23 protein-coding genes are annotated in these 23,298 nt (G+C 63.1%); 15 read left to right on the top strand and 8 right to left on the bottom strand.

From position 1 onward, the window contains the following. Positions 1-415: 415 nt before the first annotated feature. From KU887_RS02225 to KU887_RS02235, 3 genes are read left to right on the top strand one after another with little or no spacing between them, the layout of a single operon-like run. Entirely contained in the window at positions 416-1,978 is a 1,563-nt protein-coding gene (locus tag KU887_RS02225; protein WP_258254001.1) for a recombinase family protein, read from the top strand. Further along, positions 1,975-2,862: a ParB/RepB/Spo0J family partition protein gene (locus KU887_RS02230; RefSeq protein WP_048986012.1), complete on the top strand. Its 888-nt coding sequence runs from the start codon at positions 1,975-1,977 to the stop codon at positions 2,860-2,862. Before KU887_RS02225 ends, KU887_RS02230 begins: the two co-directional genes overlap by 4 nt. Continuing rightward, a complete protein-coding gene (locus KU887_RS02235) occupies positions 2,862-3,782 on the top strand; it encodes a plasmid partitioning protein RepB C-terminal domain-containing protein (protein ID WP_258254006.1) in 921 nt (306 codons plus the stop codon). Before KU887_RS02230 ends, KU887_RS02235 begins: the two co-directional genes overlap by 1 nt. 46 nt (positions 3,783-3,828) lie before the next feature. On the opposite strand, the gene KU887_RS02240 is transcribed toward KU887_RS02235, so the two are convergent. The 4 genes from KU887_RS02240 to KU887_RS02255 all read right to left on the bottom strand — a co-directional run bounded on the left by KU887_RS02240 (position 3,829) and on the right by KU887_RS02255 (position 7,108). Then, positions 3,829-4,947, bottom strand: a complete 1,119-nt coding sequence (locus KU887_RS02240; RefSeq protein WP_258254008.1) for a DUF3396 domain-containing protein — start codon at positions 4,945-4,947, stop codon at positions 3,829-3,831. A gap of 4 nt (positions 4,948-4,951) precedes the next feature. Next, the gene (locus tag KU887_RS02245; protein ID WP_048986016.1) at positions 4,952-5,713 is read right to left on the bottom strand and encodes a VRR-NUC domain-containing protein; all 762 of its coding nucleotides are present in this window, start codon (positions 5,711-5,713) and stop codon (positions 4,952-4,954) included. Further along, positions 5,710-6,237 carry a PAAR domain-containing protein gene (locus tag KU887_RS02250; protein WP_258254012.1) on the bottom strand — a complete coding sequence of 176 codons (528 nt, stop codon included), beginning with the start codon at positions 6,235-6,237 and terminating at the stop codon, positions 5,710-5,712. Before KU887_RS02250 ends, KU887_RS02245 begins: the two co-directional genes overlap by 4 nt. Before the next feature lie 502 nt (positions 6,238-6,739). Continuing rightward, positions 6,740-7,108: a hypothetical protein gene (locus KU887_RS02255; RefSeq protein ID WP_258254013.1), complete on the bottom strand. Its 369-nt coding sequence runs from the start codon at positions 7,106-7,108 to the stop codon at positions 6,740-6,742. A gap of 32 nt (positions 7,109-7,140) precedes the next feature. Between KU887_RS02255 and KU887_RS02260 the strand changes: the two genes are divergently transcribed. Next, entirely contained in the window at positions 7,141-7,344 is a 204-nt protein-coding gene (locus KU887_RS02260; protein WP_006485326.1) for a hypothetical protein, read from the top strand. Between the two features lie 109 nt (positions 7,345-7,453). Here the strand turns inward: KU887_RS02260 and KU887_RS02265 are convergent, their stop codons facing one another. Then, positions 7,454-8,254, bottom strand: a complete 801-nt coding sequence (locus tag KU887_RS02265) for a transporter substrate-binding domain-containing protein (RefSeq protein WP_006485337.1) — start codon at positions 8,252-8,254, stop codon at positions 7,454-7,456. 281 nt (positions 8,255-8,535) lie between these two features. Between KU887_RS02265 and KU887_RS02270 the strand changes: the two genes are divergently transcribed. Both KU887_RS02270 and KU887_RS02275 read left to right on the top strand, forming a co-directional pair. After that, positions 8,536-8,853: a hypothetical protein gene (locus KU887_RS02270; protein WP_006485338.1), complete on the top strand. Its 318-nt coding sequence runs from the start codon at positions 8,536-8,538 to the stop codon at positions 8,851-8,853. A gap of 81 nt (positions 8,854-8,934) precedes the next feature. Further along, positions 8,935-9,270, top strand: coding sequence for a hypothetical protein (locus KU887_RS02275; RefSeq protein WP_060214786.1), 336 nt, complete (start codon positions 8,935-8,937; stop codon positions 9,268-9,270). A gap of 115 nt (positions 9,271-9,385) precedes the next feature. Here the strand turns inward: KU887_RS02275 and icmH are convergent, their stop codons facing one another. The 3 genes from icmH to tssJ form a co-directional block, all read right to left on the bottom strand. Further along, positions 9,386-10,168 (bottom strand): type IVB secretion system protein IcmH/DotU, encoded by a 783-nt coding sequence (gene icmH, locus KU887_RS02280; protein WP_006494424.1) that lies wholly within the window; start codon positions 10,166-10,168, stop codon positions 9,386-9,388. Beyond that, complete coding sequence (tssK, locus tag KU887_RS02285; protein ID WP_006477098.1) at positions 10,165-11,511, bottom strand: type VI secretion system baseplate subunit TssK; 1,347 nt, start codon at positions 11,509-11,511, stop codon at positions 10,165-10,167. Before tssK ends, icmH begins: the two co-directional genes overlap by 4 nt. Before the next feature lie 105 nt (positions 11,512-11,616). Continuing rightward, the gene (gene tssJ / locus KU887_RS02290) at positions 11,617-12,216 is read right to left on the bottom strand and encodes a type VI secretion system lipoprotein TssJ (protein WP_006485335.1); all 600 of its coding nucleotides are present in this window, start codon (positions 12,214-12,216) and stop codon (positions 11,617-11,619) included. Positions 12,217-12,603: 387 nt separating this feature from the next. On the opposite strand from tssJ, the gene KU887_RS02295 reads away from it, so the two are divergent. From KU887_RS02295 to tssA, 9 genes are all read left to right on the top strand, one after another. Continuing rightward, the gene (locus KU887_RS02295; RefSeq protein WP_043204524.1) at positions 12,604-13,230 is read left to right on the top strand and encodes a M48 family metallopeptidase; all 627 of its coding nucleotides are present in this window, start codon (positions 12,604-12,606) and stop codon (positions 13,228-13,230) included. A gap of 46 nt (positions 13,231-13,276) precedes the next feature. Continuing rightward, on the top strand, positions 13,277-13,792 hold the full coding sequence (gene tssB / locus KU887_RS02300) for a type VI secretion system contractile sheath small subunit (protein WP_006484395.1): 516 nt from the start codon (positions 13,277-13,279) through the stop codon (positions 13,790-13,792). 15 nt (positions 13,793-13,807) lie between these two features. Beyond that, the gene (tssC, locus tag KU887_RS02305; RefSeq protein ID WP_006484397.1) at positions 13,808-15,298 is read left to right on the top strand and encodes a type VI secretion system contractile sheath large subunit; all 1,491 of its coding nucleotides are present in this window, start codon (positions 13,808-13,810) and stop codon (positions 15,296-15,298) included. Positions 15,299-15,368: 70 nt separating this feature from the next. Next, positions 15,369-15,872 carry a type VI secretion system tube protein Hcp gene (locus KU887_RS02310; protein WP_006477093.1) on the top strand — a complete coding sequence of 168 codons (504 nt, stop codon included), beginning with the start codon at positions 15,369-15,371 and terminating at the stop codon, positions 15,870-15,872. 62 nt (positions 15,873-15,934) lie between these two features. Further along, positions 15,935-16,420 (top strand): type VI secretion system baseplate subunit TssE, encoded by a 486-nt coding sequence (tssE, locus tag KU887_RS02315; protein ID WP_006477092.1) that lies wholly within the window; start codon positions 15,935-15,937, stop codon positions 16,418-16,420. A 76-nt stretch (positions 16,421-16,496) separates the two neighbouring features. Further along, a complete protein-coding gene (gene tssF / locus KU887_RS02320) occupies positions 16,497-18,332 on the top strand; it encodes a type VI secretion system baseplate subunit TssF (RefSeq protein ID WP_048986026.1) in 1,836 nt (611 codons plus the stop codon). Then, positions 18,296-19,396, top strand: coding sequence for a type VI secretion system baseplate subunit TssG (gene tssG / locus KU887_RS02325; RefSeq protein WP_058901209.1), 1,101 nt, complete (start codon positions 18,296-18,298; stop codon positions 19,394-19,396). Before tssF ends, tssG begins: the two co-directional genes overlap by 37 nt. A 41-nt stretch (positions 19,397-19,437) precedes the next feature. Further along, positions 19,438-22,107: a type VI secretion system ATPase TssH gene (gene tssH, locus KU887_RS02330; protein ID WP_258254051.1), complete on the top strand. Its 2,670-nt coding sequence runs from the start codon at positions 19,438-19,440 to the stop codon at positions 22,105-22,107. 44 nt (positions 22,108-22,151) lie between these two features. Continuing rightward, positions 22,152-23,273 (top strand): type VI secretion system protein TssA, encoded by a 1,122-nt coding sequence (tssA, locus tag KU887_RS02335; RefSeq protein ID WP_006494418.1) that lies wholly within the window; start codon positions 22,152-22,154, stop codon positions 23,271-23,273. Positions 23,274-23,298 lie beyond the last annotated feature (25 nt).

Below are 23,298 nucleotides of genomic sequence, written 5' to 3' on the forward strand. Positions count from 1 at the left end.
GATTACGGTACCGGAAGCTGTAGAGGCGCGTGCGCCGCCATGTGCATGCCGTCCGGCCGCCCTACGGCGTCAGCGATACGTGTACCGATGCGGTTACGTCCCGGTCCTAGGTCGGGTGCCAACGTAGCGTTACACAAGCGATTGAGCAGCATTCTTGTCTTCTCCGCCTCGTCCGACTCTCGCCGCGTTATTCGTGGCTTTTGCGTTAACTGCCCGAGCGCTGCAGCAGATACTACTTTCGCGCCTCGTTACGCCGGCCGCGAACACTTGAGGAATGATCCTGACGAGATTCGCATGCTACTAGCTGCGACGTGCCGTTATCGATCGCGTCCTGAATAAATGATCGTCGCTGCCATCAATCTGTCATGCATTCGGCGAACGATTGCCATTCAAGGTGGGTCGTTGGAGCGTGATCATGCAGCACTCGCTAGCGATTGAAGAAGAGAGCGCGGACAGACGGATTCCAGTCGCGCAGTACACGCGTATGTCCACCGAGCATCAGCGGTACTCGACTGAGAATCAGGCGCAATTCATTGCCGAGTTTGCTAGTACGCACGGAATGGATATTGTCCGGTCGTACCAGGACGACGGAAAGAGCGGACTGAATATCGAGGGCCGGCAAGGGCTCCGAAGTTTGCTTCAGGACGTACAGAGCCGAAACACAGATTTTGTTGCAGTACTCGTCTACGACGTCAGTCGTTGGGGGCGTTTCCCTGATCCGGACGAAGCTGCTGTTTATGAACAAACATGCAAGCGCAACGGCGTCCAAGTCATCTATTGCGCGGAGCAGTTTGGAAGCGATACGTCGCTCGGTTCCACCTTGCTCAAGAGCTTGAAGCGGAGCATGGCTGCGGAGTATAGCCGCGAACTTTCCGTCAAAGTATTCGCCGGCCATCGCAACCTGGTTCAACGCGGCTATAGGCAGGGAGGCATTCCGGGCTTCGGTCTGCAACGGCAGTTGATCGATGAGAATCACGTCGTCAAGGGGCTACTACATCACGGCGAGAAGAAGAGCATTCAGACCGATCGCATAGTGCTGGTGCCTGGGCCTGCGGAAGACATTGCCACGGTACATCGTATCTATCGGCTCTTTCTTGACCAAGGTATGCCCGAACGCGTAATCGCCTCGCACATGAATCGCGAAGGCGTTTTGAACCACTGCGGCCGACCGTGGACGCGGGGAACGATTCATCAGATTTTGACGAACGAGAAGTACATCGGAAACAACGTATACAACCGCACGTCGTTTAAGCTCAAGATGCAGCACGTGCGGAATCCGCCGGAGCAATGGATTAGGAAGGATGGGGCGTTCGACGCTATTGTCCCCGCTGACTGGTATTACAGGGTACAAGCCATCATCGCGAACCGCTCTCGTCATCTGGATGACGGCGAAATGCTTGCGGCGCTTGCAAGCATTCTGGACAAGTACGGCGCCTTGTCTGGATTGATCATCGACGAGGAAGACAACGCACCGTCAAGCGCGGCATATCGCTCCCGCTTTGGCAGCCTTCTACGGGCATACAGCCTCGTGGGTTTTATGCCCCGACGTGATTATTCGTATCTGGAAATAAACCGCGTACTTCGGCAACGCTATCCCGCTGTGCTCAACGAGATCCAGGTAGGCATCGAAAAGTCAGGCGGATTCTCGCGTCGCGACGGTGAAACGGATCTTCTCGACGTCAACGGCGAATTCACCGTGTCGCTTGTGATAGCGCGATGCAAGGTGACGCCCGCTGGAAGCTATCGCTGGCGTGTCCGCCTTGATACGAGTTTATCGCCGGACATCACGATTGTTGCGCGCATGAACCACGACAACACGAAGCCATACGATTTCTATCTGCTGCCATCGATCGATTTCACCCCAGCTTTGTTGCCTTACGCGGAGTACAACGGTTTTGCCTTGGACGTGTACCAGTTCGAGACGCTTGATATGTTCTATCGAATCACGGCCCGACTGCCGCTTGCGGAGGCGATATGAGCGACGCGACCGGAGAAGTTGTGATGATTCCCGTCGAAGCAATCGTAGTCGTCAATCCCCGAATACGGAACAAGAAAAGCCATCGCGACATCACGGAGAACATTCAGCGGATAGGGCTAAAGCGTCCGATTGAGGTAAGGCGCATGCCCGGCGAACCGGGGAAGTATGCTCTGGTGTGCGGCCAAGGCCGGTTGGAGTCCTTCAAAATTTTGGGGCAGAGGGAGATCCCAGCGATTGTCCTAGATGTTGATGAAGACACGGGCCTGATTATGGGCATTGTGGAGAACGTTGCTCGGCGCAATCCTCTGGCGAGCGAGATGCTGGCTCAGGTCGACATACTGCGAAAGAAGGGATATTCGGATGCCGAGATAGGGAAGAAGATTGGCTATACAGCATCGTGGGTGAACATGGTTGGCACACTGCTGGAAAAAGGAGAGAAGCGTCTGCTTGTCGCAGCGGAGGCCGGGCATATTTCACTGCACTTAGCTATAGAAATTTCGCGTGCATCCGATTCGGAGGCCCAGCATTTGTTGCTCGCCGCAGTGAACAGTGGCGAGATCAAAGGGAAGAAGGTGGCAGTGATTCGACGTATTCTCGAGCAGCGATCACTGACTGGTAAGGCACCTCATGACGCAACCAGTCGCAGCACTAAGCGGAAGAAGCTCAGCTCTGAGGATCTGATGCGTCTGTATCAGCGAGAAGCTGATCGGCACAAACTCATTCAACTGAAGGCGGAACGTGTAAGCACGTCGTTGTTAGTCGTCAATGAAATTTTCAAGGACTTGTTTGCCGACGCAGAATTTGTCGATCTGATCAGGGATGAGGGACTTGTAACCGTTCCACAACCACTGGCCGCCACTGCCAGCCGCGGAGGGTTGATCTGATGGAAAGACTACGCGCCAAAGTCGTCGACAGCGGCTTCAACCACGAATGGTTCGACGTGCCGCTCGCGGTACTGCATCCATCGAAAGCGCTGCCGCCCAAAGTTAAGGAAAGTGCGAAATACGTTCAGATCCGATCATCGGTGAATGTCGTCGGCCTTGTTGAGCCGGTAATCGTCGTCCCGCATTCGTCGATTCCCGGGCACTTCTCGATTCTCGACGGTCATCTTCGAGTCGAAGCGTTGATGGAGCTCGGACGAGGGCACGCTCGATGTTTGATCGCAAAAGACGACGAAGGACTCACATACAACAAGAGAATCAGTCGCGTGACTGCAATTCAAGAGCACAACATGATTCTGAAAGTGTACGAAAGCGGGGTGCCGATCGAACGTTTGGCGGCGGCGCTTGGTCTGACAGCGGCAACGATCCGAGCTAGGTTTCGGATGCTGGACGGAATTTGCGACGAGGCAATCAAGTTGCTGGCCGACAAGCGAGTGCCATGCCGCGTTTTTCCGATCCTGCGGCAGATGAAGCCATTTCGTCAGATTGATGTCGCGCTAGCAATGAACAACCTCGACAACTACTCAGGAAAGTTTGTGCTAGCAATGCTAGAGACGACCCCAGATGACCAGCTAGTTGACGGTCCTAGGGACCACGCAACGAAGCCTGGAACGTTCGAAGCTGTCCGGCGTTTGGAGCGAGAGTTGGCCGTTCTACAGGCCGATACCAAGGTTATCGAGGAAAATTACGGCCCAGACAGTTTGAAGCTGGTCGTCATTAAAACCTACATCACCAGTCTTCTAGATAACGCGCGAGTCGTTCGATGGCTGGCTCAGTTTCGGCCGGACTACCTCAAGCAACTGCAGGCAATTGGTGAGGTGAAGGCACTGACGCCGGCAAATGCAGAAGGGAAGGCTGCGTGACGGACGCGGTGCACATGTTGGGGGCAATCGCATCGTATTCGTCACGTTATGCCGTGTTGCCATGCAGCTTTGGCGTTTTGTGCAGCTCGATCCAGATGCTGTTGAGTTGGTCATCTTGTACGGTGAGCCGACGCAGCCAACCTTCGGTCGCTACGACCGTATTTAGCAGGGGCGCGGTACTGTCCAGTGTCCCGTCTTGCAGCGTATCGACCTCATCCGCGATGATCGGCCGCAACGCGCGGTTCAGAATGACGTACGCGGCGGGTGGAGATACGGGAATGCCTGGTCCATTGGATACGCCGGCCTGCGGCGCGACGCCGGCCTGAATAATCAAGCCCCCGTTCCCCAGGGGAATACGGGCGAACCAATCTGGCGGAAGTCCGAGCGCCGATGCACCACCAACAGCCGCGACCAAGTCCGCATCGAGCGCGTTGAGCCAGTCAACGGTCTTGATCTTCGTGTAAAGCTTACGAACGGTGGAACGCATTGGATCGCCGACGTCGATGCCAGGCCCGAAACGGCGCGCGTAGAAATACTCGCTGGCTTCGTTTGGTCGCCGCCCCATTGGAGGCACGTTCACGGCCAGCCCGCCGTGACCGCTAACTATCGGCAACGCTTCTGCGAACGCGCGGAACATCGCCTCGAACACGCCGGGGCGGTGGGCGATAAACGCACGCGGTACCGTGAAGACCAGTCCGTCGAGACCGCGTTTCCGTGCAGCCTTCTTTTCGCTAAGCGCGAACACCGTGAATTCATAGAAACCGGTCGCGAGCTTGTGCTCGGCGCTGGTGATCGCGACCGCAAGGGTCTCGTCGGAGGGAACGCTCGTCGCGAGACTTTCGAATCCCGGAGACTTGTCGTACTGGATCGGTTCTTCTCCCTCGGAATAGAACCAGCGCAGCGGCCCGGACTTCGACGGCGTCTGGCCGGCCGCCACTTCGAGCGCGTGTTGATATTCCTCGATCGCCGCGTTGTACTGCTTGAAGCAGCCCACCAGCGCTTGCCGAACCTCCGACGTGAAACCGTTGCGGAAGTAAAGCACGCCCCGCACTACAAGGGCGGCACCCGTGATCCCTTTTTGGTGCGTGGGCTCGTAAAGCCCGAAAGGCATGGTGTCCGCACGGCGCGGATCTTTGGCCCAAGCTTCAATTTCGTCGTTCGTCATGGCGTCAAAGCGGGAGCGGGAATGCAGGTGGCGGCAATGAGGGCGCGGTCGGGAGCGGTGGGCCTCCGGGCGCGGTGCTATTCCCGCCGAACAAGTCGTCAAGCTCGGATTGTCGCGCGGATTGCTTCGAGCGCGAAGTTTCCTTCTGGCCGTCGTCGTCGCCGCATCCGCAATCAGCCGCGCCGAGGTGAACAAACTTCGACGGGCCGCCCGCGATTTCGATGTAGTCGTCTTCCTGATCAGGGCCGTATCGATCGCCTGGGAATTTCATTTCCACGACGGTCTTGATATTCGATTGCTCCGGAGGTTTCGACGGGTCGTTCACGATGACGACGTCAGGGCGGCGGACATCGCCTTTCTCGTATTTCCTGCCCTTGCTGGGCCACACATCCTTGATCCACTGGCGAATGCCCGAATTGGGCTCCAGCGGATCTTCGTAGTCCATGATCGGTTGGGGTGGATTCGTCGTCATATCGTACGGTTGCTCCGGCCGGTATTCCGTTGGAACGCCCGTCTGCATCTTCGACACCTCATTGGGTAGCCCGAGGCGCATTTCGACGCAGCGCTGCCGCTGGATTGTTCCGGCTTTCGTCGCGACGCCGATCCGACGGCACTCGCAGAACGTGTGACACAGAACTTTCCGATCCTTCGGGGAGAGTTTGGAGGCGCTTAAACCTACCTGCGTTGTCTGACCGGCCGAGCTTGAGCCCCCAGTCGACGACCCAGGGGAATAACCACCGTTCCCCGGAGAATAATCGCCACTCACGCGTCGCTCCCTGGCTGACTGAACGATAGCGACGAGGCTTGTTGACTGCTGATCCAATCGGTGTGGCCGCTCGCGTCCGTCGTGCCTTGAATCGTTTGACCGTCCGCTGACGTGACCGTGTATGGGTGATTCGGGATCGGCGCGCGTGTCTTGTCGTCGACGAGCTGGAAGCGGCCGCGATATGTGCCATCGTCTTGCGCGGCCGTCTGCGTGACTACACTTTTGCCTGCGCCAACCGAGCCGCCTGCGCCGGAGGTCGGCTCTACCGTCGCCATGCCTTGCGATGCTATCAGCGTCGCACCGCATGCAGTCTTGTCGCCTTCGGTCGCAACAGCCCGGCCGCCAAATGTCATGCTGCGAACGCGGACGCCGATGATTGGGTAGACGCCGCTGCACTTGGGACACGACACCATGTCGCCTTCGAGCGCAAGTGGCTTGCCGAAGACGATGTTGGTAGACGTGCAGGCGAGCACCCGGCCACCGTGCGAAGTCGTATCGCCTTCCCGAATGAACGCAGAACTCATGCCGAATCCTCTGTTGAAATTTTGCGAGGACTGTAGCACGCACCGAATACGGGTAACTACCCTGTCAAAGTTGCCGGGAGGCTTCGCAGGTGAATGGCGTGGTGCAATTTTTGCCCGCCCAAAGTCACTTTTCATTGAACACAAGGCCAGCTTTTGCCGTTGCCTCGGGGAGGGCTGCGGGACGGGAGTTTCTTTGCGCGCTGCGTTCCAGACCGCAGGGTGCTTCTCGACACGGCTGGCGTCATGCGGCGTATTTGCCGGCTGTCTCCAACTTTGTCTCCAAGTAAATGAGTGTTTTGGAGATACACTTGGAGATAGCCGGACCCTTGACCAGTAAGGCTTCTGGGGGGGAATCGAGCATATATCTCCAAATCTCCAGAAGTTTTCTGTTCGGGCGGCCGGCACTCGGCGACTTACGCCACAATTTTTCGCGCGGTGGCCTCATGCACATGGGCGCAACCGATTGGGGGTATGTTTGGGGGTTCAGATTCCAATCGCCGATTCAATTTTCTTTTTTAATCAATAGATTGGATAAGGATTGTTGATCCTGCAGCCGCACCAAATCCGAAAAAGGGTTACGGAGTTTTCCGTAACCCTTTTTTCGTTCATGGAGTCGCGCGCCGCGATGGCGCGGGCGCCATCGCCATCCCCATCCCCATCCCCATCCCCCTTTTCTCGTCACACCCGCGTCACGCTGCACCGCTAACGTTGCACGCTCCCGTCGCGGCAGTATTGTCGCGATCGGGGTGTACGTGACCGCGTCCGACGCCGTGCCCGCGTCGCGCAGGCTCACCCGGGATCTCGCTCCCGTCAGCGCATTGGCTGCTGCCTCGCATCCATTCCATTCGAAAACGCGATCGACGTCGATCAAACTGCATCGCGTACGGTCAGGAGACACGAACCATGCTGAGCCCGCATGAATTCTCGATGCTGTTGCGCATTGCGCGTGCGCCCGACAGTGTCGACCTCGCGAACCCTGCCTTTGCCGTGCTCGTCGAAAAGCGGCTGGTCGACGACGCGCAGGTGCGCATGAATGCGATAGCGGCGCGCCCGGCGCTGACGCCGATCGGCCAGTTGCTGCTCGCCCGCTTCGACGAGGCGGCCTGAAGGAAAAAGGAAAAGGGGAAGAAGGGAAGAAGGCGAGGAGAACGCTGCAACTGCGCGTCACGCCTTCGCCGCAGCGAAAACGTGACGCATTGAACACGCGCCGAACCGCTTACTGCGCGACCGGCACCGTCACGTCGCTGCCGAACCAGTGCGTCGAGATCTTCTTCAGCGTGCCGTCCTTGCGCAGCGACTCGAGTGCGTCGTTGATCGCCTTCTCGAACTTCGGATTACCCTTGCGGAACGGGATCGCCATTTCCTGCTTGCCGCCGTTCAGCACCGCCCCCGCGCGCAGCGGCAGGTTCGACGTCTTGATCATGTACGGCAGCATCAGGCGGTCGTCGAGCGTCGCCTCGATCCGGCCCGCGGCGAGGTCGCGCAATTTCTCCGGTGCGCCCGGATACGTCTGCACCTCGATGCCGGGCACGGTGCGCGCCATCTGGTCGTAGTTGGTGCCGAGCGTCACGCCGAGCTTCTTGCCCTTGAAATCATCGAGCGACTTGAAGTTGCGCGTGTCGTCCTTGCGCTGAATCAGTTGCGCGGCCGAGTACGTGTACGGCTCGCTGAAGTCGAGCGCTTCCTTGCGCTGCGGCGTGATCGTGACCTGGTTGACGATCACGTCGAACTTGCCGGCCTGCAGCCCGGCGATGATGCCGCTCCATTCGGTCGGGATGAACTGCGTCTTCACGCCGAGCTTGCCGGCAACGGCGTTCGCGACGTCGACGTCGAAGCCCTCGAGCTGGCCAGACGTGCCGCGCGAGTTGAACGGCGGATACGTGCCTTCGAGGCCGACGCGCAGCACGCCGGCTTTCTTCACGGAATCGAGCAGGTCTTCCGCATGGGCGGCGACGGCCGTGAAGCCGAGGGCCGACGCGAGCAGGAGGCCCGACAGCAGGAACTTCGAACGTTTCATCGCAGATCTCCAGGGTTCAGTATCGTGGGGTGGGCGCCGGGTATCGGTCGGACCCGGGGCCGGCCGGAATGCGGGCACGTAGACACTACTCGCAACCGCGCCGCGCCGGAAGTCGAATTGGCCCTGATTGCAATCGATTTCACCGCGAACGAGTGACGCGATGCGTCATCTGACGCGCGCCGGGAGGCGGGCGGGCGAGGAATTGGCATAATCACGGCCTGCCGCGGGTGGCTCGCGGCCGATGCAACGCAATCATCAATCCGGATCCCACCGCAATACTCATGTCGACCGACTCCCCGACCGCAGCGTCGCTCCACCATATTCTCGAACGTCCCGGCGATTTCTCCGGGTGGCTTTACCTGCCGCCGATGCCGTGGACGCTCGACACCGAGGGGGCGTTCCTCGAAGACGCCGATGACGCGGAAGCCGACGTTGCGCCCGCCATCGCGGCCCAACCCGGCTGGAAAGCCACGCTCGACAGCGCGACGATCGAGGACATCGTGATCAACGCACACGATCAGGTCGACGAGCCGAGCGTCGCACAATTGCTGGACGCGTTTGTCTTCTACGTCGAGAACGACGCGTTTATCCTGTTCTGATGCTGCGCCGCCGGCACGGCGCCGATCCACGGTTATGCTGGCAACCTGGCTGACTCGCTGCACGGCAGAAAGGAAATGAACATGGCCGACGATCCGGCAGCATTGCGCACGCAACAGGAAGCGCTTTGCGCACGCTACGGCCTGCAGGCCGTCGAACCCGAAGAGATGGTTGCCGTCGCGATGTCGACGCTCCGACGGATGCCCGTTTATGGCACGCGTATCGCGCTGTCCGAAGGCGACAACGTCAGCTGGTTCTTCCACTGCGGCGAATACTCGGACGCCGACGATTTCTATCAGCCGCTGCATGCGGCGCACCTGTCGACCTATTTGCCGTCGGTTCTGCCTTATCTGCGGCTGCCGCCCGGCGCACGCTTCATCATCGACGACGCCGGCTATGAAGACATCTGGATGGCGTGACGCGTTGGCACACCATCGATCTTTTTCAGTTGTCCGGAGGAAGCGCGCAAAAGCAGAAAAGGACCGCCAGGCGGTCCTTTTCTCGTGAAGCGGCGTTCGAAAAACGCGCGCCTGTTTACGGCAACGAGATCGTCAGGTTGGCCGACTCCGGCCCGACCTTGATCACCTGCGAATACGGCGAGAGCGCTTGCAGCGTCTTGTCCTTCAGGTACGTGTTGAGCCCGAGGTACCCGAGCAGCGCCACCAGCGCGAACACGGTCCCGATCGCCCACACCGGCACCTCGCGCTTCAACCGGTGCGCGATCTGGTCCGGCAGCGGCCAGTGCGGCGCGAACGGCGCGCGCTTGCCCTTCATGTGCGCGATCTCGTCGCCCAGCCGCGCGGTCAGGTAAGCGAGCTTTTCCGGCCCTTCGAGCAGGTACTTGCCCTGGAACCCGAGCAGCAGGCACATATGGAACACCTCGAGCGACTGCAGCCGTGCCGCACCCTGCGCACGACCTTCCTCGAGATACTGGAAGAACTTCTCGCCGGCGAGCTGCTCGCCGAACAACACGAGCTGCAGCGGCCGGCGTTCCCAGTCCGCGCGGATCTTGAACTGCGACGACAGCACCATCTCGTCGATGGCCGCGCAGAACGCGAACTTCGCGCCGTACACGTCCTCGGCGGCGATATTCAGCTTCTTCGCGCCGCGCTCGAAATCCGACAGGAATTCCTGGATCCGCGTGCTGAACTCGCTGGCGCTGTCCGGCTCCCGTCCGTTCTTGAGCAGGAACAGCATGAAGAACCCGTCGTACAGCAAATCGAGCAGCGAACGGGCCTGGAACGCGGAGTCCGTCGACGCCGGGGTGTGCAGCGGTGCCGGCGCGTTGTCGCCGAACAAGGAAGGCGCGTAGCTCATGATGTGACCGCGATCAGTTCGAATTTCAGGTCATTGATACCAGTCGGCGCGTAGATCATCGCGGACTGGGCCTGCAGCATGCGCTCGTACAGCGGGCTGCGCGAATCGAGCGCGAAGTAGCACGCGCCGGGGCGCACCGGAATCGCGGGCGGCACCTGCGGCGTGTACGACAGCCGCACGCCGGGCATTGCCGACAGCACGAGCTTGTCGACGTCGTCCGGCGCGCCGACCTTGAAGCGGGCCGGCACCGCATCGACGAGCTCGACGCTCGGCATGTCCGCGGACACTGCGAGGTAGAACTCGGTCTTGTCGTCGATCTTGCCGGAATCGAGGCGGCCGAGGTGGAACGACGGGCGCACCTCGTCGAGCGTGATCGCGAAATAGCGCGTCGAGATCACGGTGTCGAGCAGTTCGCGCAGCATCAGGTCGAGACGCGCGAAGCTCGGGCCCGGATCGTCGTGGCGGTACACGGGCAGGTCGGCGAGCGTATAGCCCTTCGAGAACGTCATCAACTGGCCGGCGAGGCGCAGCAGCTCCTGGAACAGCCGCTCCGGATGCAGCGCCGCATGCTGGTGCAGGTGCGCGAGCGTCGCGAATGCGGCGTTCGCCGTGTGCAGCAGCCAGAACGACGCGATGTCCCCCGAGCGGAACTCGATGATGTTCTTCGACGGCTCGCGGTGAAAGCCGTACAGCGCGTTCACCTTCGCCTGCAGCGCGTCGACCAGCTGGCGCAGCCGCTGGTGCAGGATCGGCGACGCTTCGATCGCGAGGCACGGCGGCACGAAGCTGTCGTCGATCTCGAAGCCGGACGTCGCGGTGCGGCGCACGCGTACGAGCGGCACCGACAGCAACTGGTCGCGCGGCTCGCTGTGTGCGATCAGCTTGACCTGCGTCTTCAGGAACGTGATGTCGGCTTCGGCGGCGTCGGTGAAGTTGTCGGCGACGCTCGTCTGCTCGCTGACGAACCGCGTCATGAAGCCGGCGGCCGGATCGTCGCTGTAGTTGGTGCCGTTCTCGCGCAGCGGGTGCAGCGCGAGATAGAACACGAATTCGTTGATGCCGTCGGGCAACGTATCCAGTGCGATCGGCGGCGGCAGGTCGTCGGCCTGCGGCGCGGCATACAGCGCGCCGTCCGGGAACACGAGCGCGAGTTCGGCCACCCGCAGCACGTTGCTGCCGAGCGCGTCGCGGTCGATGCGCACCGAGCGCACGCCCCAGTTGTATGGCTGGATCGCCTGGATGGACTCGAACAGGCGCGCCTCGTGGTACGCGTCCTGCCGCTGAAAGTGTTGAGGCCGGAGGAACAGCCCTTCCCCCCACAGCACCTTGGCCGAATAACTCATGTCAAATCCGGTTAATGTGGCGTTTGCGATGTAATCGATTTGGTCGTGCCCGAATTAAATCGCCAAGTGTGTTAACTCTTGTTAATTGACATTCGTGCGTCATGTTTAACCGCAGGAGACCGAAGACAGCATATTCAGCGGTTGCGAAGGCGCACCCTGTTGCGGTGCGATGACCGTGCCGTCGGTGACCGTCATCGCGCAATTATGCAGGCCGATGATTATGCCGGATTTCTCCGACTTCACCGGATCGAACGTCAGTTTCCAGCGTTGCAGTGCGGGATCGCGGAACAGCGCGACAATGCCGAATGCCTGCGCTTCGCGCGATACCTTCTCGGTTGCCGTATAGCGCTGGCCCGGAATCAGCGTGATTTCACGCACGTTCAGCAGATCGGCGCCGAGTGCGGTTTTTTCCTTGGCCGGGTCGGTAAATGCGTCGAACGGCGCTTGCTGGAACGAGGTCGGGTCTTTCAGCGCATAGAGGCGCACGACGAGCGCGAGCGGCTTGTTGTCGGTCGCGGCATTCAGGTTCGGTGCGGCGGCCAGCGTGAGGCCGATGTTGCGCGGCGGCTTCTGCGCGTCGGGCACCTCGGGCTTGCCGATGCCGGCCGCGGACATCACGGCGCTCGCGGCCGAGCCGAGCAGCGGAGCGGCCGCGCATCCGGCCAGAAGGGCGCACGCAAGCAGCGGCAGCGCGTAGCGAATCATGGACGATCTCATCGTTTTTTCCGGCGTGCCGCCTTTATCCCTGTCAAAACTGCCGGGATATTGCCGCGTTCGCTGCGTATCCCCCGACATTGCACCGTTCAACTATTAAGCACGCCCGCGTCAGGCGAGCATCCGGAAATTTTTTCCGCCATCCGGGCGGCGCGTCGTGCAACCAGTAAAACTTGCGCATTCCGGTCGAAAGCAAAACCGCTGCGAGCCCGCAGCGAGCGGCCATTCGAGGGGGTGGCGCCCGGTTTTAAAAGGAATTACTCTTCACACGACGATTGAATTATGAAAAATTGATCGGTACTATACCCGCGCGCTTCTTGCAAAGCAAAAGAACCAGATTCTCAACGATTTAAAACTCACGCGCCGGTGGATATAACGATGAAAGACCGTCTCTTCGCAAAACTGTCTGGGGTAGTGGTGGCTTGCGGCGTGATCGCCGGTTGTGCGAGCCAGCCTCCCGCGCCGCCGACTGCGGAAGTGTTCAACAAGTCGCTGGCCGATGCAGACGCCGTCGCGAAGGCGGGGGACCAGGACAAGGCGCTCGGCCTGTACCAACAGCTCGCGAAGTCGGACCCGACGCGCGAGGAACCGTGGTCGCGCATCGCGCAAATCCAGTTCGCACAAAACCATTACGGGCAGGCGATCGTCGCTGCCCAGGAAGCGCTGCAGCGCGACGCGACCGATCGTCAGGCGAAGAGCGTGCTGGCCGTCGCCGGCCTGCGGATCGCGACGCAGTCGCTCGGCGAGCTGCGCCAGGATGCATCGCTCGCGGGCGATGCGAAGTCCGACGCGCAGGCGCTCGCGAAGCAGTTGCGCGACACGCTCGGCGAATCGGCGCTGTTTCCGCCAGAAACCAAGATCGCGAAACCGCGCCCGCCGCGCCGCGTCGTCCATCGTGCGAAGGCCGCGGCCGCACCGGCGGCCGAAGCGGCCGCGAGCGCCGCCCCGACGCCGCCCGCGGCGCAAAAGGGCAGCGCGGATCCGTTCGGCGCACTGCGCAACTGAAACCGCAACTGACGCGATAACCACAACTAACCTGGGAGCCGTCGAGATGGCCAAGAAAGAAAGCATTCAGAAAAGCTTGCAGAAAATACGGCCGCCGCGCGTCCAGCTGACCTACGAGGTCGAGAAGGGCGATGCGATCGAGGTGAAGGAACTGCCGTTCGTCGTCGGGGTCGTCGGCGATCTGGCGGGCCAGTCCGAAATCGAGCAGCCGAAGCTGCGCGACCGCAAGTTCGTCAATATCGACCGCGACAATTTCGACGACGTGATGAAGGCGATCGAGCCGCGCGCCGCGTTCCAGGTGGAAAACCGCCTGAGCCCGGAAGGCGGCAAGTTCGCGGTCGACCTGAAGTTCCGCTCGCTGTCGGATTTCAGCCCGGACGAAGTCGTCGAACAGGTCGAGCCGCTGCGCCGCCTGCTCGAGGCGCGCTCGAAGCTCGCCGACCTGCGCAACAAGCTTGCCGGCAACGACAAGCTCGAGGATCTGCTGTCCGAGGTGCTGAAGAACACGCAGCAACTGCAGGAGCTCGCGAAGGGCACCGGCGGCGACAAAGACGGCGAATGACGACGGAGTGTTGAGATGAACCAGCAAACGGCTGCGGCCCAAGCGAGCGGCGCGGAATACGCCGCCGGGACTTCGTTGCTCGACGACATCGTCGAGAAGAGCAAGGTCGCGAAATCCGATTCCGAGCATGCGCGCGCGAAGGACCTGATCGGCGAACTCGTGCACCAGGTGCTCGACGGCACGGTGATCGTGTCGGACAACCTGTCGGCCACGATCGATGCGCGCGTCGCGGAACTCGACCGCCTGATTTCCACGCAGCTTTCCGCGGTGATGCACGCGCCGGAATTCCAGCGCCTCGAAAGCACGTGGCGCGGGCTGGACTATCTGGTCAAGGAAAGCAACACGGGCCAGACGATCAAGATCAAGGCGCTGCACGCACCGAAGCGCGACCTCGTGCGCGATTTCAAGGGCGCGAGCGAGTTCGACCAGAGCGCGCTGTTCAAGAAGGTCTACGAAGAGGAATTCGGCACGTTCGGCGGTTCGCCGTTCGGTGCGCTGATCGGCGATTACGAGATCTCGCGCCAGCCGGAAGACATGTATTTCATCGAGCAGATGTCGCACGTCGCGGCGGCCGCGCATGCGCCGTTCATCGCGTCGGCGTCGCCGGAGCTGCTCGGCCTCGAGTCGTTCTCCGACCTCGGCAAGCCGCGCGACCTCGGCAAGGTGTTCGACACCGTCGAATACGCGAAGTGGAAATCGTTCCGCGACGCCGAGGATTCCCGCTACGTCGGCCTGACGCTGCCGCGCTTCCTCGGCCGCCTGCCGTTCAATCCGAAGGACGGCCAGACCGCGGAGAACTTCAACTTCGTCGAGGACGTCGACGGCACCGACCACGACAAGTACCTGTGGTGCAACGCGGCATGGGCCTTCGCGGCACGCCTGACGGCCGCGTTCGACGACTTCGGCTGGTGCGCGGCGATCCGCGGCGTCGAAGGCGGCGGCCTCGTCGAGGATCTGCCGACCCACACGTTCAAGACCGACGACGGTGAAGTCGCGCTGAAGTGCCCGACCGAAATCGCGATCACCGATCGCCGCGAGAAGGAGCTGAGCGACCTCGGCTTCATCCCGCTCGTCCATTGCAAGAACTCAGATTACGCCGCGTTCTTCGCTGCGCAGTCGGTGCAGAAGCCGAAAAAGTACAGCACCGACAGCGCGAATGCGAACGCCGTCCTGTCCGCCCAGCTTCAGTACATCTTCTCGGTATCGCGCGTCGCGCACTACCTGAAGGCGATGATGCGGGACAAGATCGGCAGCTTCGCATCGGCGCAGAACGTGGAGACTTTCCTCAACCGGTGGATTTCGCAGTACGTCCTGCTCGACGACAACGCCTCGCAGGAACAGAAAGCGCAATTCCCGCTGCGCGAGGCATCCATACAAGTGTCGGAGATTCCGGGCAAGCCGGGCTCGTATCGTTCGGTCGCGTTCCTGCGTCCGCACTTTCAGCTCGACGAACTCTCGATTTCTCTGCGACTTGTCGCTGATCTGCCCAAACCGGCAAATTCATAAGCGAGTAAATCGCCCGGGCGGGCCGCCTGGGTAGGACGTTAAAACCACCTCTTTGGGGAGTCGAAGGGCCATGTTACATATGCACTTGCAGTTTGGTAGTCCCGCGGTGAAGGGCGAATCCGCGGACAAGGACCATCAGGGCTGGATCGAACTGAAATCGTGGGATCACTCGATCGTTCAGCCGCGTTCGGCAACCGCATCGACCGCTGGCGGTCACACGATGACGCGTTGCGAGCACGGCGACATGATCTTCACGAAGGAAATCGATTCGTCGAGCCCGCTGCTGTACCAGCACGCTTCGGGCGGTACCACGTTCGACGAAGTGACGGTCCATTTCTCGCGCGCGGACGGTGAAGGCAAGCGCGTGCAGTATCTGGAAGTCAAGCTCAAGTACGTGATCATCTCGAGCATCGCCCCGAGCGTCCGCGAGGAAGGTCTGCCCCTCGAGACGTTCTCGCTGAAGTACGCAGCCGTGCAGTGGAAGCAAACCCAGCAGAAGATCGGCGGTAACCAGGGCGGCAACACGCAAGGCGCCTGGAGCCTGACGAAGAACGACAAGACCTACGCGGTCTAAGGTCGGTTGCGGCAACGGGGCGCTCGGCGTCCCGTTGCCGTTTTCGCTGTCAACACCGGCCGATGAAACGATTCGAACCCAGTTTTCTCGACAAGCTGTTCGACGACGAACCGCATCTGCCGGCCTCGGCCGCGATGCGGCAATTGTCGCTGGACGAGCTCAAGAACACGGTCGCCCGCGACGTCGAGGCGATCCTCAACACCCGTATCGCGCATACCGAGAACGAGCTGGCCGCGCTGCCGGAATGCCAGAAATCGGTGCTGACCTACGGGCTGAACGATTTCGCGGGGCTGAGCCTCGCGAGCCACTACGACCGCGCATTCATCTGCAAGTCGATCCAGCAGGCCATCGCGCGCCACGAGCCGCGCCTGCAGCAGGTGCAGGTGACGTTCGAGCTGAACGAGCAGGCCACCAACGCGCTGTACTTCGCGATCCAGGCGCTGCTCGTCGTGCACCCGGCCGAGGAGCCGGTGAGTTTCGACGCGATGCTGCAACCGTCGACGCTGCAGTATTCGGTCACGCGCGCACGCGCGGCACGCATGCAGTAAATCAAGCCGCCGAGCGGGCCGGACCGCCCGGTGGTGAATCAGGTCCGGCAGGAAATATTGAGGTTCGGGGTCGTCGATGGAAGAATTGCTGCCGTATTACGAACGCGAATTATCGTTTTTGCGGCGCTATTCGCGAGATTTCGCCGAACGCTATCCGAAGATCGCCGCGCGCCTTGCGCTGTCCGGCGAGCATTGCGAGGATCCGCACGTCGAGCGGATGATCGAGTCGTTCGCGCTGCTCGGCGCGCGCATCAACAAGAAGCTCGACGACGACTACCCCGAATTCACCGAAGCGCTGCTGGAAGTGCTGTATCCGCACTACCTGCGGCCGTTCCCGTCGTGTTCGATCGCGCAGTTCACGCCGGCTTCGCCCGGCCAGCAGACCGAACCGGTCGTGATCGAGCGCGGCACCGAGCTGAAGAGCCGTCCGATCCGCGGCGTGCAATGCCGGTTCCGTACCGCCTACGACGTGACGCTCGCGCCGATCCGCATCTCGGAAGCACGCTATACGCCGGTCGCGCTCGCGCCGAGCGCGACGGTGCTGCCGTCGAACGCGACGGGCGTGATCTCGATCACGTTCGAATCGCTCGCCGCGCAGCTCGATCTCGGCGCGCTGAAGCTGTCGACGCTGCGCGCGCACCTGCACGGCGAGCAGTCGTTCGTCGCCGCGCTCACCGACTGCCTGTTCGTCAACGTGCTCGGCGCGTACGTCGAACCCGAACGCAACGGCCGCTGGACCGCGCTGCGCAAGCTGCCGATCGCGCAGGCCGGCTTCGCCGAGGACGACGCGCTGATCGACTATCCGGCGAAATCGCATCCCGCATACCGGCTGCTCACCGAATACTTCGCGTTCCCCGACAAGTTCGATTTCGTCGACTTCGACCTCGCGGCGATCGCGCGCGCGTCGGGCCGCTGCCAGCGCGCGACGCTGCATCTGGTGCTGCAGGACGTGCGCAGCGATTCGCATATCGCGCGCCTGCTCGAATTGCTGACGGCGAGCCATTTCCGGCTGTTCTGCACGCCGATCGTGAACCTGTTCCGCCAGCACGGCGAGCCGATCCGCATCACGCACCGCGCGGTGTCGTATCCGGTGATCGCCGAGGCGCGGCGCGCGTTCGCGTACGAGGTGTACTCGATCGACTCGGTGAAGCTCGTCCGGCAGCAGGCGCACGAGGAATCGGTGATCGAGTTTCGGCCGTTCTATTCGCTGCATCACGGCGAAGCGGCGCGGATCGGCCACTACTGGTTCGCGCGGCGCAACGACTGGGTCGCGCAGAAGAGCCCCGGCTACGAAACCGAGATCTCGATCGTCGACATCGACTTCGAGCCGACGTCGCCGCAGACCGACACGCTGAGCCTCGATCTCACCTGCACGAACCGCGACCTGCCTGCCATGCTGGCGTTCGGCCTCGAAGGCGGCGACCTGTTCCAGGAAGGCGGCGCGCAGACGAGCGGCATTTCGCTGCTGCGTCGCCCGACGCAGAGCGTGCGCTTCGAGCGCGGCCGCGCCGCGCACTGGCGGCTCGTGTCGCACCTCGCGCTCAACCACGTATCGCTCGTCGCGCACGGCCTCGCACCGCTGAAGGAAATGCTGACGCTGTACGACCTGCGACGCACGGCGGTGTCGATGCGCCAGATCGACGGCCTGGTCGGCGTCGAGCAGCGCGGCGCCGTGCAGTGGCTGCCCGGCAAGCCGTTCGCGACCTTCGTGCGCGGCATCGAGATCCGGCTGACGATCGACGAGGAACACTTCGTCGGCGCGAGCCTCGCGTCCTTCGTGCGCGTGCTCGACAGCTTCTTCGGGCTGTACGTCCACCTCAACAGTTTCGTTCAATTGGTCGTCGTGTCGAAGCGCACCGGCGAGGAGATCATTCGATGCAAGCCCCGAACCGGCGAATCGATCCTGGCGTAGTCGACGCGCTGCTCGACGAGCCGCACCGCTTCGAGTTCTTCCAGGCGGTGCGCGTGCTCGAAGGGCTGTTTGCGCGGCAGGCGTCGGATGCGCCCGGCGCGTGGCGGCAGGGCGACGTGGTCGCGCAGCGCATCGCATTCCGCAACACGCTGTCGCTCGGCTTTCCGCCGAGCGAGATCGAAGGCGCGCGCTCGTTCGACGACGACGGCGCGTCGCTGAGTTCGGGCGAGCAGCGCGGCGCCGCGCTGGCCGCCGGCGAGCTCGGCCGCGTCGAACTGACGCCCGCGTTCTTCGGGCTGCTCGGCGGGCAGGGCGCGCTGCCGCTGCACTACACCGAGCAGATCGTCGCGCGCGAGCATCTGCGGCGCGACCATGCGGCGCGCGCGTTCTTCGACGTGTTCTCGAACCGCGCGACCGCGCTGTTCTACGCGGCGTGGAAGAAATACCGGCTGCCGTTCCACTACGAGCTCGACCGCGACGAGCGCTACCTGCCGCTGTTGCTCGCGATCGCGGGCGTGCCGAGCGACGAGGTGCGCGACAGCCTCGCGGCCGGCGCGGGCGGCGTGCTCGACGAGGCCGTGGCCGGCTACGCGCTCGCCGCGCGGCACCGGCCGATGTCGGCCGCCTACCTGCAGCGCACGCTGTCCGATTACTTCCGCGTGCCGGTGAAGATCGACCAGTTCGTCGGCAAGTGGTACGACGTGCCGCCCGATCAGCTGAGCGTGCTCGGCGAAGTCAATGCGGTGCTCGGCGCGACGGCGCTCGTCGGCGAGCGCGTGTGGCAGCGCGACATGCGCGCGCGAATCGTCGTCGGCCCGCTGTCCAAGCGCGACTACGAGGCGTTCCTGCCCGGCGGCGCGCAGGCCGTCGCGCTCGAGCGGATGCTGACGCTGCTCGCCGGCGTCACGCTCGAATACGAGGTGAAGCTCGTGCTGAAGCGCACCGAGGTCGGCGCGAGCGTGCTCGGCGCGGGCTCGCGGCTCGGCTGGGATGCGTTCCTGTGCACGCGCGACGCGGCCGAGGACCGTTCGGACGCCCGCTACGAACTGCACGTGATTCACTGAGACCCTAACAACAACACGCAATCGAACCTGAGATCGACGCCATGAGCACGCCTCTGAAGACCCTGATCACGAAACTGAACCCGCTGTGCCGCCACGCGACCGAGCGGGCGGCGAGCGCGTGCCTGGCGCGCGGCCACTACGAGGTCGATCTGGAACACCTGTTCCTCGCGTTGCTCGACGAGGCGACGGGCGACCTGCCGCTCGCGTTGCGCGCGAGCCGCGTCGATCCGCATGCGCTGCACGCCGATCTCGAACGCGAGCTCACGCGCCTGAAGACCGGCAACACGCGCACGCCGGTGTTCTCCGTCCATCTGATCGCGCTGTTCGAGCAGGCGTGGCTGATCGCGTCGCTCGATTCGCAGCTCGGCCGCATCCGGTCGGGTCACCTGCTGCTCGCGCTGCTGACCGCGCCGGATCTCGCGCAGTTCGCGCAACGGATGTCGTCGCGCTTCGCGGAAATGAACGTGACGGACCTGAAGCACAAGTTCGACGAAATCATGGCCGGTTCGAGCGAAGCCGAGCCGCGCCAGACGGACGACGAGGGCAGCGACGTCGCGCCCGCCGCCGACGGCATGGCACCCGCGGCCGGCCCGTCGAAGACGCCCGCGCTCGACACGTACACGACCAACCTCACGCAGCGCGCCCGCGACGGCAAGATCGATCCGGTGATCGGCCGCGAAGCGGAGATCCGCCAGGCGATCGACATCCTGATGCGCCGTCGCCAGAACAACCCGATCATGACCGGCGAGGCCGGCGTCGGCAAAACGGCGGTCGTCGAAGGGCTCGCGCTGCGGATCGCGGCCGACGACGTGCCGCCGCCGTTGCGCGGCGTCGCGCTGCACGTGCTCGACATGGGGCTGCTGCAGGCCGGCGCGAGCGTGAAGGGCGAGTTCGAGAACCGGCTGAAGAGCGTGATCGACGAGGTGAAGAAGAGCGCGCATCCGATCATCCTGTTCATCGACGAGGCGCACACGATCATCGGCGCGGGCGGCCAGGCCGGCCAGAACGACGCGGCGAACCTGCTGAAGCCGGCGCTCGCGCGCGGCGAGCTGCGCACGATCGCCGCGACGACGTGGAGCGAATACAAGAAGTATTTCGAGAAGGATGCGGCGCTCGCGCGGCGCTTCCAGGTCGTGAAGGTCGAGGAGCCGAGCGAGCCGCTCGCGGCCGCGATGCTGCGCGGGATGTCGGGCCTGATGGAGAAACACTTCAACGTGCGGATTCTCGACGACGCGATCACCGAGGCCGTGCGCCTGTCGCATCGCTACATCAGCGGCCGTCAGCTGCCGGACAAGGCGATCAGCGTGCTCGACACCGCGTGCGCGAAGGTCGCGCTCGCGCACAGCGCGACACCGGCGGCAATCGACGACACCAAGAAGCGCATCGAGCGGATCGATGCGGAAATCGCGTCGCTGGAGCGCGAAGCGGCGGGCGGCGCGGCGCACGACGAGCGGCTCGGCGAGCTGCGCGGCGCGCGCGACACGGCGCTCGAACAACTGGCAAAGGACGAGGAACGCTACGAAGCCGAGCGCGTGATCGTCGCCGAGATCACCGAGCTGCGCGATGCGCTCGACCGCGCACGCGGCCCGTCGGAAGACGGCCAGCCGGTCGACGTGCAGGCCACCCGCGACAAGCTCGCGGAGTGCGTCGCGGCGCTGCACGCGCTGCAAGGGGGCGAGCCGATGGTGCCGCTGCAGGTCGACGGCCACGTGGTCGCCGAGATCGTCGCCGCGTGGACCGGCATTCCGCTCGGCCGGATGGTGAAGGACGAGATCGACACCGTGCTGAACCTGCAGCCGCTGCTGACCGCGCGCGTGATCGGCCAGGACCATGCGCTGGAGGCGATCGCGCAGCGCGTGCGCACCGCGACCGCGAACCTCGAGGATCCGAACAAGCCGCGCGGCGTGTTCATGTTCGTCGGGCCGTCGGGGGTCGGCAAGACCGAGACGGCGCTGGCGCTGGCCGACATCCTGTACGGCGGCGAGCGCAAGATGGTCACGATCAACATGAGCGAGTACCAGGAAGCGCACAGCGTGTCGGGCCTGAAGGGCTCGCCGCCGGGCTACGTCGGTTACGGCGAAGGCGGCGTGCTGACCGAGGCCGTGCGCCGCAACCCGTATTCCGTCGTGCTGCTCGACGAAGTCGAGAAGGCGCACCCCGACGTGCTCGAAATGTTCTTCCAGGTGTTCGACAAGGGCACGATGGACGATGCGGAAGGGCGCGAGATCGACTTTCGCAACACGCTGATCATCCTGACCTCGAACGTCGGCTCGGCCGCGGTGATGCAGGCGTGCCTGAACAAGCCGGCCGAGGAACTGCCCGACCCGGACACGCTCGCCGAGACGCTGCGTCCGCAGCTGTACAAGACTTTCAAGCCGGCGTTCCTCGGCCGGATGAAGGTCGTGCCGTACTACCCGATTTCCGACGACGTGCTGGCCGAGATCATCGAGCTGAAGCTCGAACGCATCCGCCGCCGGATCGAAGCGAACCACAAGGCCGCGTTCGAGTGGGACGAGTCGCTCGTCGACGCGGTGCTCGCGCGCTGCACCGAGGTCGACTCGGGCGCCCGCAACGTCGACCACATCCTGAACGGCACGCTGCTGCCGGAGATCGCGGGCCACGTGCTGGGCCGGATCGCCGACGGCGCGGCCATCGCGCGCATCGCGGTGCGCGCGGACGAGGCCGGCGAATTCGCGTACACCGTCGAATGAGTCCCCGCACGCGACATCTCATGCATCAACGGATTCACTGAACCATGCCGATCAATCTCCCCGAGCTGCTGACGCCGATCAGCGAGGCGTCGCCCAGCGGCGACGACCTGCTGTTCTCGAACGAATTCGACGCGATCCAGGACGCGCGGCGCTACGACGACCCGACGCTCGACCAGGGCGAATGGGTGACCGAGATCAAGGAGGCCGACTGGGGCTTCGTCGTCGACCATGCGGGCGAGCTGCTGCGCACGCGCACGAAGGACCTGCGGCTCGCCGTGTGGCTGACCGAGGCGCTCGCGCTCGAGGACGGCATCACCGGCCTCACCGAAGGCTATGCGCTGCTCGAGGGTCTGTGCCGCGAGTTCTGGGACACCTTCCACCCGCTGCCCGAGGACGACGACATCGAGCACCGGCTCGGCAACGTCGCATGGCTGTCCGGTCGCACGGCCGAGCTGCTGCGCGCGGTGCCGCTGACCGACGGTGCATCGAATGCGTTCAGCACGCTCGACTGGGAAGTCGCGCAGCACGTCGCGCAGTCGATCAAGCGCGACCCCGAGCATGCGGACGACATCGCGCGCGGCAAGCCGTCGATCGAGCAGATCGACGCGTCGCGGCGCGTGACGTCGATAGCGTTCTACACGGCGCTGCTGGCGAACCTGAAGGCGTTCGAATTCGCGCTCGATGCGTTCGAGGAGCGGCTCGTCGAGCGCGCGGGCGATTCGGCGCCGAGCTTCCGGCAGGCGCGCGACGCGTTCGAGACCGTGTACCGGCTCGCCGAGCGCTTCGCGCGCGAACAGGGCTATACCGGCAGCGCGCCGCACACGCAGGCGGCGCAGCAGGCCCAGCCCGAGCGCATCGAGCCGGTGTTCGGCCAACCGATCCAGACCGAGGAGACTCACGTGCAGCAGCAGACCGCTTCGCGTCCTCCGGTGACGCAGACGATCGCCGGCATCCAGAACCGTGCGCAGGCCGTCGACCAGTTGCGTGCGGTGGCGCGCTATTTCCGTCAGACCGAGCCGCACAGCCCGGTCGCGTATCTCGCCGACAAGGCGGCCGAATGGGCCGACATGCCGCTGCACAAGTGGCTCGAGAGCGTCGTGAAGGACGACGGCTCGCTGTCGCATATTCGCGAACTGCTGGGCGTGCGGCCCGACGAGCAGTCGTAAACGCAAGACGGGCGGTGCATCGCTG

This window comes from Burkholderia sp. EMB26 (assembly GCF_024730645.1).
Taxonomy (GTDB): Bacteria; Pseudomonadota; Gammaproteobacteria; order Burkholderiales; family Burkholderiaceae; genus Burkholderia; species Burkholderia cenocepacia.